The 11,646-nt window shown below is 67.1% G+C and carries 8 protein-coding genes; 7 read left to right on the top strand and 1 reads right to left on the bottom strand.

The genetic code is table 11. The annotated features are described in order from the left end of the window. The first annotated feature begins 25 nt into the window (after positions 1-25). From paoA to AC07PZ_RS28280, 7 genes are all read left to right on the top strand, one after another. Positions 26-679, top strand: a complete 654-nt coding sequence (paoA, locus tag AC07PZ_RS28310; RefSeq protein ID WP_495298495.1) for an aldehyde dehydrogenase iron-sulfur subunit PaoA — start codon at positions 26-28, stop codon at positions 677-679. After that, positions 676-1,638 carry an FAD binding domain-containing protein gene (locus tag AC07PZ_RS28305; RefSeq protein WP_495298494.1) on the top strand — a complete coding sequence of 321 codons (963 nt, stop codon included), beginning with the start codon at positions 676-678 and terminating at the stop codon, positions 1,636-1,638. Before paoA ends, AC07PZ_RS28305 begins: the two co-directional genes overlap by 4 nt. Before the next feature lie 3 nt (positions 1,639-1,641). Continuing rightward, the gene (paoC, locus tag AC07PZ_RS28300) at positions 1,642-3,846 is read left to right on the top strand and encodes an aldehyde oxidoreductase molybdenum-binding subunit PaoC (protein ID WP_495298493.1); all 2,205 of its coding nucleotides are present in this window, start codon (positions 1,642-1,644) and stop codon (positions 3,844-3,846) included. Positions 3,847-3,900: 54 nt separating this feature from the next. Then, positions 3,901-4,926 carry an XdhC family protein gene (locus tag AC07PZ_RS28295; RefSeq protein ID WP_495298492.1) on the top strand — a complete coding sequence of 342 codons (1,026 nt, stop codon included), beginning with the start codon at positions 3,901-3,903 and terminating at the stop codon, positions 4,924-4,926. A 256-nt stretch (positions 4,927-5,182) separates the two neighbouring features. After that, positions 5,183-8,386: an efflux RND transporter permease subunit gene (locus AC07PZ_RS28290; RefSeq protein WP_495298526.1), complete on the top strand. Its 3,204-nt coding sequence runs from the start codon at positions 5,183-5,185 to the stop codon at positions 8,384-8,386. Further along, positions 8,379-9,545 carry an efflux RND transporter periplasmic adaptor subunit gene (locus AC07PZ_RS28285; RefSeq protein ID WP_495298491.1) on the top strand — a complete coding sequence of 389 codons (1,167 nt, stop codon included), beginning with the start codon at positions 8,379-8,381 and terminating at the stop codon, positions 9,543-9,545. The genes AC07PZ_RS28290 and AC07PZ_RS28285 overlap by 8 nt, the downstream gene beginning before the upstream one ends. A 23-nt stretch (positions 9,546-9,568) precedes the next feature. After that, positions 9,569-11,071, top strand: coding sequence for an efflux transporter outer membrane subunit (locus AC07PZ_RS28280; protein WP_495298525.1), 1,503 nt, complete (start codon positions 9,569-9,571; stop codon positions 11,069-11,071). Positions 11,072-11,127: 56 nt separating this feature from the next. Here AC07PZ_RS28280 and AC07PZ_RS28275 read toward each other — a convergent pair whose 3' ends face one another. Next, positions 11,128-11,628, bottom strand: a complete 501-nt coding sequence (locus AC07PZ_RS28275) for a (R)-mandelonitrile lyase (protein ID WP_495298490.1) — start codon at positions 11,626-11,628, stop codon at positions 11,128-11,130. Positions 11,629-11,646: the final 18 nt, after the last annotated feature.

Raw genomic sequence — 11,646 nt, 5'->3', positions numbered from 1 at the left:
GTCTCACGATGAAGGATGGAAGACCATGGATATCTCGCACGAATTGCCGATCACCAGGCGCGGACTGCTCGCGGCCGGCGCGGCCTCCGCATCCGCCACGGTGTATGTGGCGCCGGCTGCTGCACAGAATGCGCCGGCTCCGGCCATCGGGTCAGTCGGCGCACCGGCGCTGTCGACCGTGACCCTGCAGGTCAATAGCCGCACGCAGCGGCTCACGCTCGACAACCGCACCACGCTGCTCGACGCACTGCGCGAGCACATGCACCTCACCGGCACCAAGAAGGGCTGCGACCACGGCCAGTGCGGCGCCTGCACGGTGCTGCTCGACGGCCAGCGAATCAACTCGTGCCTCACGCTCGCGGTGATGCACGAGGGCAGCGCCGTCACCACCATCGAAGGCCTGGGCACGCCGGACCGGCTGCATCCGCTGCAGGCCGCCTTCGTCAAGCACGACGGCTACCAGTGCGGCTACTGCACGCCGGGGCAGATCTGCTCCGCGGTCGGCGTGCTGCGCGAGATCGAACAGGGCGTGCCGAGCCACGTGAGTGGCGACATCACCGCCCGGCCGATGTTCTCGGCCGCCGAACTGCGCGAGCGCATGAGCGGCAACATCTGCCGCTGCGGCGCCTACAGCAACATCGTCGACGCGGTCACCGAAGTGGCCAAGGGGGTCGCATGAGGTCCTTCACCTATGAACGCGCAGCGTCCGCGGAAGATGCATTGGCCAAGGCCGTGCGCGTGCCCGGCGCGAAGTTCATCGCGGGCGGCACCAACCTGCTGGACCTGATGAAGCTGGAGATCGAGACGCCGGCCCACCTGGTCGACCTGAACGGCCTCGGCCTGAAGGCGATCGAGCCGACGCCGCAGGGCGGCCTGCGCATCGGTGCGCTGGTGAGCAACACGCAACTCGCCGCCGACGAACGCGTGCGGCGCGACTATGGTGTGCTGTCGCGCGCCGTGCTCGCTGGCGCCTCGGGCCAGTTGCGCAACAAGGCGTCGACCGCCGGCAACCTGCTGCAGCGCACGCGCTGCCCGTATTTCTACGACACCAACCAGGCCTGCAACAAGCGCCGGCCCGGCAGCGGCTGCGGGGCCATCGGCGGCTTCAGCAAACAGCAGGGCGTGGTGGGCACCAGCGATGCCTGCATCGCCACGCACCCGAGCGACATGGCGGTCGCCATGCGTGTGCTGGACGCATCGGTCGAGACGATGCGCACCGACGGCTCGCGCCGCGTGATCCCGATCGCAGACCTGCACCGGCTGCCCGGCGCCACGCCGCACGTCGAGACCGAGCTGGCGCGCGGTGAACTGATCACCGCCGTCACGCTGCCGGCGCCGGTCGGCGGAACGCACGTCTATTACAAGGTGCGTGATCGCGCGTCGTATGCGTTTGCGCTGGTGTCGGTGGCGGCCGTCGTGCAGCGCGACGGCAGCGGTCGCGTGGCGGTCGGCGGCGTCGCGCCCAGGCCATGGCGCATGGCACGTGCCGATGCGCAGCTCGCGCGCGGCCCGAAGGCGGTCGCCGACGCGCTCTTTGCCGATGCGCGGCCGACGGCGCAGAACGCATTCAAGTTGCCGCTCGTGGAGCGCACGCTCGCCGCCGTGCTGTCGCAGGCCGCGTCACAGGCAAGGAGCTGAGCCATGAAATTCGACACCCCCGCAACCACCAACCCGATCGACCAGCTCAAGGTCGTCGGCCAGGCCGTCGACCGCGTCGATGGCCGCCTCAAGACCACCGGCCTCGCGCGCTATGCCTACGAGAACCACGACGTCGTCGCCAACCAGGCCTATGGCTACGTGCTGGGCGCCGGCATCGCCAAGGGCCGCATCGTGTCGATGGACCTGGCCCGCGCGAAGGTGGCGCCGGGCGTCATCGCCATCGTCACGGCCGACAACGCGGGCAAGCTGGGCAAGGGCAGCTTCAACACCGCGAAGCTGCTCGGCGGGCCGGCCGTCGACCATTACCACCAGGCGATCGCGCTGGTGGTGGCCGAGACCTTCGAACAGGCGCGGGCCGCGACGCAGCTGATCCATGTCGAGTACGCGCGCACCGAAGGCCAGTTCGATCTCGCGCACGCGAAGCAGACGCAGCCGAAGACGACCAACCGCGACAGGACCGTCGGCGACTTCGCCACCAACTTCGAGCGGGCCGAAGTTCAACTGGACGCGACCTACACCACGCCCGACCATTCGCATGCGCAGATGGAACCGCAGGCGACCATCGCCGCCTGGCGTGGCGACAAGCTCACGGTCTGGACATCGAACCAGATGATCGACTGGACCACCACCGACCTCGCGAAGACGCTCGGCATACCTAAGGCCGACGTGCACCTGATGTCGCCTTTCATCGGGGGCGGCTTCGGCGGCAAGCTGTTCCTGCGGGCCGACACCGTGCTCGCCGCCATCGGCGCGCGCATCGCCCGGCGACCCGTCAAGCTCGCGCTGCAGCGGCCGCTGATCGCCAACAACACGACGCACCGGCCCGCGACCATCCAGCGCATCCGGCTCGGCGCCACGAAGCAGGGCCAGCTCACGGCCATCGGGCACGAGAGCTGGTCGGGCAACCTGGTCGACGGCAAGCCCGAGAACGCGGTGCAGCAGACCGGCCTGCTGTATGCGGGCGCGCACCGCCTGACCGGCACGCGGCTCACGCTGCTCGACCTGCCCGAGGGCAACGCGATGCGCGCGCCCGGCGAGGCGCCGGGCCTGATGGCGCTGGAGATCGCGATGGACGAGATGGCAGAGCGCCTCGGCATGGACCCGATCGAGTTCCGCGTGCGCAACGACACGCAGGTCGACCCGGCCAATGCGCAGCGCCGCTTCTCGCAGCGCCGCCTGATCGACTGCATGCGCGTCGGCGCCGAGCGCTTCGGCTGGAGCCGGCGCAGCGCCGCACCCGGCCGCGTCCGCGAAGGCGACTGGCTCATCGGCATCGGCGTGGCTGCCGCCTTCCGCAACAACCAGGTGACCAAGTCGGCTGCGCGCGTTCGGCTGAATGCGCAAGGCACGCTCACGGTCGAGACCGACATGACGGACATCGGCACCGGCAGCTACACCATCATTGCCCAGACCGCGGCCGAGATGATGGGTATGCCGCTCGAGCGGGTGGTGGTGCGGCTCGGGGATTCGAGCTTTCCGGTGTCCGCCGGTTCGGGCGGGCAGTGGGGTGCCAACTGCTCGACGGCCGGCGTCTACGCGGCCTGCGTCAAGTTGCGTGAGCAGATCGCGCAGCGCGCCGGCTTCGATGCCGCCAGCGCCGGCTTTGCGGACGGCCGCATCTCTGCCGGCGGCCGGAGCATGGCGCTGACCGAGGTGGTCGCCGCGGCGGGCGGGCAGGAGCTCGTGGCCGAGGACACGATGGAGTTCGGCGACCTCGACAAGACCTTCCAGCAGTCGACCTTCGGCGCGCACTTCGTCGAGGTGGCGGTGCACGCCTTCACCGCCGAGGTGCGGGTGCGCCGCATGCTGGCGGTGTGTGCGTCGGGCCGCATCCTCAACCCGAAGACCGCGCGCAGCCAGGTCATCGGCGGCATGGTGATGGGCGTGGGCGCGGCCCTGATGGAAGAGCTGGCCGTGGATTCGCGCGTGGGCTTCTTCGTCAACCACGATCTCGCGGGCTACGAGGTGCCGGTGCATGCCGACATTCCGCACCAGGACGTGGTGTTCCTCGAAGAGACCGATCCGATGTCCTCGCCGATGAAAGCCAAGGGTGTCGGCGAGCTGGGCGTGTGCGGCGTTGGTGCCGCCGTGGCCAATGCGATCCACAACGCGACCGGCGTGCGGGTGCGCGACTACCCGGTCACGCTGGACAAGCTGATCGCCGACATGCCGTCGAACGAGGCGTAGCCGAATCGTTTGCAGCCGCGCATCTGAGCGCAAGCGCAGGGGAGCAAGAGGAATATGGAGAACGTGGATCTGATTGTCCTGCGCGCGCTGCGCGACTGGCGTCGTGCGGGAAAGCGCGCGTGGTTGGTCACCGTCGTGAAGACCTGGGGCTCATCGCCTCGTCCGACGGGGTCGATCATGGCCTTTTCGGGAGATGGGGCCGTGGTCGGCTCCGTCAGTGGCGGATGCATCGAGGACGACCTGCTGGCGACTCGTGTCCATGCACCACAGCATGCGGAGGCGGCCTCGCCGAACCCCGTGGAGGTGCTCACCTATGGCATTGCCAGCGAGGACGCCCACAAGTTCGGCTTGCCGTGTGGCGGCACGCTCGAGCTGGTGGTCGAACGCGATCCGGATCCCGTCGCGCTTGCCGCGCTCGTCGCTCAGCTGGAAAGCGGCCGACTCATGCGGCGTGCAGTCTGTCTTGTCGATGGGGCCGTCCGTCTGTCGCCCGCAGTGCAGCCGGAAGAACTGCATGTCCACGACGGCTGGATGACATGCATGTTCGGTCCCGAGTACCGCATGCTCATGATCGGCGCCGGTCAGCTCTCGGAGTACCTGGCCACGATGGCGATCGGCTGCGGGTTCGCGGTGACCGTATGCGATCCGCGGCGGGAATACGGCGCGGCCTGGTCCGTCGCGGGCGTGACGCTCGACAGCCGCATGCCGGACGACGTGGTCGCGTCATTCCGCGCAGACCGCCGCAGTTGCATCGTTGCTCTGACGCATGATCCGAAGCTCGACGACCTGGCGCTGATCGATGCGCTACAGACGGAAGCGTTCTACGTGGGGGCCATCGGCAGCCGCCGCAACAACGAGGCGCGTCGGGTCAGATTGAGAGAGCACTTCGATATGAGCGAGGCTGACCTGCTGCGCCTGCGCGGGCCGATCGGCCTCTACATCGGCAGCAAGACCCCGCCGGAGATTGCGGTCAGCGTGATGGCCGAGATCCTTGCCACCAAGAACGGCGTCGCCATGCCCGCGAGCATGCAGGTGAAGCAGGCCAAGGATATTCGGTCGCTCGCAGGCATGACGGTCTGACCCCCCAGCCGCTCATCCTCGTGCTGCACCACTCGCAAGCTGCGATTGCGAGTCCTTCAAGGCCGCGCCAGCTAGTTGAAAGCGGCGGTGACCGATAAATTCTCTGCTCCGAAGTGCGGCCAGCCGAAGACAGCGCCTGGGCCCCCGCATACCCCCTGAGTTGCCGATCCGCCGCGCCTTCGTCGGTGCACGGGGATGCGCTCGACCTCTCTCGACAAAGGCTTTCGATGCTCTGTTTCTTTGAAGGACACCCGTGCTGATCGGCCTCGTCCGCTCGGCGCTGCGCCGTCCGTACACCGCCGTGGTGCTGGCCCTGCTCGTGTTGATTGGCGGGCCTCTTGCCGCGTTGCGCACGCCGACTGACATCTTCCCGGAAATCCGCATTCCCGTGATCGCCGTGGCATGGCAGTACACCGGGCTGCCGCCCGACGAGATGGCCGGCCGGATCTCGACGCTGTTCCAGCGCATCCTCACGACGGCGGTCAACGACATCGAGCATCTCGAAGCCAGCACCTATCCCGGTGTGAGCATCGTGAAGATCTTCTTCCAGCCGGGCGTCGACGTCGCGGTTGCCAATGCACAGGTCACTGCGGCCACGCAGGTCGCGCTGCGGCAGATGCCGCCAGGCTCCACGCCGCCCGTGATCCTGAACTACAACGCGGCCACGGTGCCCATCCTGCAACTGGCGCTCTCGGGCGCCGGGCTGTCCGAGATGGCGCTCTTCGACCTGGGCATGAACACGGTGCGCACGCCGCTGACCTCGGTTGCGGGTGCGGCCATTCCGGGGCCCTATGGCGGCAAGCAGCGGCAGGTCCAGATCGATGTCAACCCCGCTGCACTGCAGGCGCGCGGGCTGTCGACGCAGGACATTGCGGCCGCGCTCGCCGCGCAGAACGTGCTGGTACCGGTCGGCACGCAGAAGATCGACAGCATGGAATACACGCTGCAACTGAACAGCGCGCCTTCTGCCATTGCCGATATCGGGGCGATCCCCATCCGGTCCGTTGGCGGCACGACCATCCATCTTCGCGATGTTGCCGACGTGCATGACGGCAATGCGCCGCAGACAAACATCGTCCATGTGGACGGCTCGCGTTCGGTGCTGATGTCGGTACTGAAGAACGGATCGACCTCGACACTGTCGATCGTGGACAACATCCGCGCGCGGCTGACCTCGCTGCAGTCGTCCTGGCCCGAGGCACTGAAGGTGCTGCCCATCAACGATCAGTCGCTGTTCGTGCGCGCAGCGGTGCGCGGCGTTGCAATGGAAGGCGTCATCGCGGCCGTGCTGACCAGCCTGATGATCCTGCTGTTTCTCGGCAGCTGGCGCTCGACAGTGATCATCGCGGTGTCGATCCCGCTGTCGATCCTGGGCGCGCTGATGGCGCTGTCGGTGTTCGGCCAGACCCTGAACCTGATGACGCTTGGCGGCCTCGCGCTGGCCATCGGCATCCTGGTGGACGACGCGACCGTCACGATCGAGAACATCAACTGGCATCTCGAGCAGGGCAAGCCTGTCGAGGCTGCCATCCTTGATGGCGCGCAGCAGATCGTGACGCCAGCGTTGGTGTCGCTGCTTTGCATCTGCATCGTGTTCGTGCCGATGTTCTTCCTGGAAGGCGTGTCGCGCTTTCTCTTCGTGCCGATGGCGCTGGCTGTGATGTTTGCGATGGTGTGCTCGTTCATCCTGTCGCGTACGTTGGTGCCGACGATGGCCAAGTACCTTCTGAAGCCGCATGTGACACATGGCTCTGACGTCACCGTGGCGGCGTCGGCAGCAGGCGTGTTCTCGCGCTTCCACCGCGGCTTCGAACGCCGGTTCGAGCGCTTCCGCCAGGGCTACGCCGCTGTGCTCGATGCCGGCATCCAGCGCCACCGGATGGTGATCGCCGGCTTCGTTCTGGTTGTGCTGAGCGCGGTGGCGTTGATCCCCATCATCGGCAGCATCTTCTTCCCCACGGTCGACGCCGGCCAGCTTCTCATGCACGTGCGCGTGCCGGTGGGCACGCGGGTCGAGGAGACCGCGGCGCGTTTCACGCGCATCGAGCAGGCGATCCGCCAGGTCATTCCTGCCGAAGAGGTCGAGACGCTGGTCGACAACATCGGCCTGCCGCCGAGCAACATCAATCTCACATACAACAACACCGGTGTGATGGGCTCGCAGGACGGCGACATCCAGATCGCGCTGAAGAAGGGGCATCGCCCGACCGCGGACTACGTGCGCGAACTGCGCAAGACGCTGCCGCAGCAGTTTCCGGATACCACCTTCTGGTTCCCGCCAGCCGACATCGTCAGCCAGATCCTGAACTTCGGTGCACCCGCACCGATCGACCTTCAGATACGCGGCAACAACGTCGAGGCCAACTTCGCCTATGCACAGAAGCTGCTGGCGCGCGTGCGCGCCATCCCCGGCGTGGCCGATGCGCGCATCCAGCAGTCGAACAAGGCACCCGTCTTCGACCTGACGCTCGACCGCACACAGGCCCAGATGCTCGGCCTGACTGCACGCGACGTGACCAACAGCCTGGTCGTCAACGTGGCCGGCAGCAGCCAGGTCGCGCCGACCTACTGGCTCAATCCGGCGAACGGTGTGAGTTATCCGATCGTGATGCAGACCCCGCAATACCAGCTCGATTCGCTAACAGCGTTGAACAACCTGCCGATCGGCAACAGCGCCGGCACCTCGGCGTCGACGCTGGGCGGCGTGGTCCAGATCCAGCGCCGTACAGGCAGTGCGATCGTGAGCCAGTACGACGTGGCGCCGATGGTGCAGATCCATGCCACCACACAGGACCGCGACCTGGGTGCCGTGGCGGTGGAAGTACGCCGCGCCATCTCGGAAACCGCTGGCGACGTTCCCCGTGGATCGGCGGTCCATCTGCTGGGTCAGGTCTACACGATGGACCGCGCCTTCTCCGGTCTCATGTGGGGGCTGCTGGGCGCAGTTGCATTGATCTACCTGCTGATCGTCGTCAACTTCCAGTCGTGGACCGACCCGGCGGTCATCGTGGCGGCGTTGCCCGCGGCGCTGGCAGGCATCGCCTGGATGCTGTTCGCCACCAACACCGACCTGTCGGTGCCCGCATTGACCGGCGCCATCATGTGCATGGGGGTGGCCACGGCCAACAGCGTGCTGGTGATCAGTTTCGCGCGTGAACGCCTGGCCGAGCTGGGGGATGCGGCTGCCGCAGCCGCCGAGGCCGGCTTCGTGCGCTTCCGCCCGGTGCTGATGACAGCGCTGGCCATGATCATCGGCATGCTACCGATGGCGCTTGGCGTGGGCGAGGGCGGCGAACAGAACGCGCCGCTGGGCCGCGCGGTGATCGGCGGACTGCTCTTCTCGACGGTGGCGACGCTGGTGTTCGTCCCCGTTCTCTTCAGCCTGGCGCATCGGCGGAAGCCGCACGCCAGCGCGACCCCAACCGTACCGGGCTCCCGCGGAGCATTGACCCATGTCTGAGCGCACATCCTTCCCCCGCTACGGCCTTGTTGCCGGCCTGATCGTCATTGTTGCGCTCCTGGTGTTCGCGAGCGGCGCGTGGAGCCGCCGTCAGCACATGGGAGAGCTGCGGCAAATCGCCGCCGAGCAGGTGGTGCGCACCGTTGCGGTCGTCCAACCCAAGCCGGCCGCACAGTCGGCGATCGAACTTCCGGGCCGTATCGAGGCCTGGGCGCGAGCACCGATCTACGCGCGGGTCAGTGGCTACCTGGCGCACTGGCATGCCGACATCGGCAGCAAGGTGAAGGCTGGGCAGCCGCTTGCCGATATCGAAGTGCCCGACCTCGACCAGCAATTGCTCCAGGCGAGGGCTGAACTGGAAACGGCGCGCAGCAATGCCGCCTTGTCCGCCAGCACGGCGCAGCGCTGGGACGAGTTGCTCGCGAGCGATTCGGTGTCGAAGCAAGAGGCGGATGAGAAGGCAGGTGATCTCGCTGCACGCCGTTCGGTGGTGAATGCGATGCAAGCCAATGTCGAGCGTCTGCTGGCGCTGAAGCGCTTTACCCGGCTCACCGCACCTTTCGACGGCGTGGTCACGGCACGCAACACGGACGTCGGATCGCTCATCTCTGTAGGAGGTGCGGCCGGTAGTGAACTCTTCGTCGTCTCCGACACGCGGCGTCTGCGCATCTACGTCAACGTGCCGCAGCGGCAGGTGGCATCGATCCGCCAGGGGACGACGGCACAGGTTCGCGTGCCGGAGCGGCCGGGCATTGCTTACTCGGCGGTCGTGCAGTCGACTTCGCAATCCATCGGCGCTGCGACGGGCGGGATGCTCGTGCAGTTGGCGATCGACAACGTCGCTGGCGATCTGCTGCCTGGGGGCTTCTCCATCGTAAGCTTCGAGCATGTCAGCGGCAGTGATGCCACCACAGGCGGTAGCTTGGCCTTGCCGCCGAGTGCGCTGCTCTTCGGCAAGAGCGGCGTGCAGGTGGCCGTGCTCGACGCCGAACAGAAGGTGCGCCTGAAGCCGGTGACGATCGCCCGTGACCTCGGCAACATGATCGTGCTGTCAGGCGGCGTCGCGATCGGGGACCGGGTGATAGAGAGCCCACCCGACGGACTGCAGGACGGCGACCTGGTTCGCATCGCTGGCGCTGATACGAAGGTCGCACCGTGAAAAAGTCCAGCAACTTCTGCGGGATGCATGTTGCAAAGGCAGCGAGGTGGCCATTCATTCTCGTCTCGGTCGCGTGCGTCGTCGGTTGCGCGCAAACGCCGCCACCGGCATCCATGCCGGATGTGCCGTTGCCGGCGACCTTCAGGGGAAGCCAAGGCCCCTGGATCGCGACGGACGCATCGGTATCAGCTGTATTGCCGTCCGACACGTGGTGGACATTCTTCGGCGACCCCTCACTTGATGCATTGGAGCAGCAGCTCACGGCGCAGAGCCCCGACCTCGCCGTGGCCACTGCGCACTACCAGCAGGCACGCGCGCTCACCGACTCGCTGCGTTCTTCGCAGTCTCCGACCATCGGGCTGGGCCTGGACACACAGCGCATCCGGCAGTCCGAGCTGCGGCCGCTTCGCGTCCTGGGACCTTCTTCCCCAGACGTCTACAACAGCGGCACGCTGGGCCTGCAATTCCAGTACGAACTGGACCTTTGGGGGCGCGTGAGCCAGCGCATTGCCGGCGGAATGGCGCAGGAGCAAGCCTCGGCGGCCGATCTGGCCGCGGTGCGCACGTCGCTGCAGGCCGAACTTGCGGAGACCTATTTCGCGTTGCGCGGAGCGGACCGGGAGGCGGCGCTGTTCGACGACGCCGTGCGTGCCTTCGAACGCGCCGCGGACATGACCGAGCGCCGCCATCGTGGCGGCATCGCCTCCGGCCTGGACCTGGCCCGGGCACAGGCGCAACTGGAAGCCGCACGTTCGCAGGCCCGTCAGGTGCTGGCCCGCCGTGCATTGCTCGAGCATGCGATCGCCGCGCTGGTCGGCGAGAACCCATCCGGGTTCTCGCTCGTGCGGCAGACGCGCCCTGCGCCGGCCACACAGCCGATACCTACCGACGTGCCGTCCGTTGTCCTGCAGCGGCGCCCGGACATCAAGGCGGCGCAGCAACGGGTGGCCGCTGCCAACGTCACGCTCGGCCTCGCACGGACTGCCTACTTTCCGGATCTTCGGCTGAATGCTTCTGCAGGCTTCCAAAGCAGCGATCTGGAGCGCTTCGTGCGCGCGCCCAACATCCTCTGGGCCATCGGTCCGTCGCTTCTTTTCAACCTGATGGACGGCGGCGCGCGTGCTGCCGAGACCCGTCGCGCAGAAGCGGCGCTGGACGAGGTCGGGCAGCGCTACCGAACGGTGGTGCTCAATGCGTTCCGCGAGGTGGAGGACCAGCTCGCGCTGGTGTCGCGCTTCGGCGAAGCTGTTGTCGAGGAGCGACGCGCTGGCGCGGCGAGCGAACGGGCACTGGCGTTGGCCATGCAGCGCTACGAGAAGGGCGCCGTCAGCTACCTGGAAGTGGTCGCGGCGCAGAGCACGGCGTTGCAGTCACGCCGCGCCGTGCTCGATCTTGAGACGCGCCAGCGACGTGCGTCGGTCCAGCTCATCCGAGCCCTGGGCGGCGGATGGGATGGCAGCGATACTGCCGGCGCCGCCGTCGTTCCGACGCTGCAAAGTGACTCAGCACCCGTCGCCGCGCGATGATGTCGAGTCGCCCACCGAGGATCGTGAGCCCGCCGACCGCCCGCACCGTGGAACGGCTATCCCGAGCTTCGTCCGATCACGGGCTGCTCCGCGCGGAGATAGTCCGACGCGGTGACCTTTTCAAACCAGTTCGCATCCCGTTCAGTCATCGACTCGTGAATGGCGACATAGGTCATCGCCATTGCGGGGGCAGCGCCATGCCAATGCTTCTGCCCGGAGGGAATCCAGATGACGTCGCCAGCCTGGACTTTCTCGACAAGGCCTCCCCATCGCTGAATGCGGCCACTACCCGCGATGACGATCAACGTCTGCCCGGAGTCATGTGTGTGCCAGGCGGAGCGAGCGCCCGGCTCGAAGGTGACGGACTCTTTCGTGGGGCGCGCGACATCACGATCCGTGAAGAGTCGGGAGATTCGGACCTTGCCCGTGAAATGTGCGGCCGATCCCGCGCTGGACGGTCGAAGTGTCGCGCGTGAAAGCTTCAATTCATCCTCGGCCTGAGCCACAGGGCTGCCTGCCATCGACAGTGAAAGAACGGTTGCAGCTATTGATTTCATTCTGTCTCCTTCGGGCGC

Source organism: Variovorax sp. GW821-FHT10B04, assembly GCF_059415645.1.
The sequence above is the reverse complement of the archived record's forward strand: the minus strand, read 5'-3'. Positions and strand labels throughout refer to the sequence as shown.

Bases quoted from the DNA above. Each gene is read 5' to 3' on its own strand.
- paoA (WP_495298495.1), top strand. From the start codon at position 26: ATGGATATCTCGCACGAATTGCCGATCACCAGGCGCGGACTGCTCGCG.
- AC07PZ_RS28305 (WP_495298494.1), top strand. From the start codon at position 676: ATGAGGTCCTTCACCTATGAACGCGCAGCGTCCGCGGAAGATGCATTG.
- paoC (WP_495298493.1), top strand. From the start codon at position 1,642: ATGAAATTCGACACCCCCGCAACCACCAACCCGATCGACCAGCTCAAG.
- AC07PZ_RS28295 (WP_495298492.1), top strand. From the start codon at position 3,901: ATGGAGAACGTGGATCTGATTGTCCTGCGCGCGCTGCGCGACTGGCGT.
- AC07PZ_RS28285 (WP_495298491.1), top strand. From the start codon at position 8,379: ATGTCTGAGCGCACATCCTTCCCCCGCTACGGCCTTGTTGCCGGCCTG.
- AC07PZ_RS28280 (WP_495298525.1), top strand. From the start codon at position 9,569: ATGCATGTTGCAAAGGCAGCGAGGTGGCCATTCATTCTCGTCTCGGTC.
- AC07PZ_RS28275 (WP_495298490.1), bottom strand. From the start codon at position 11,628: ATGAAATCAATAGCTGCAACCGTTCTTTCACTGTCGATGGCAGGCAGC.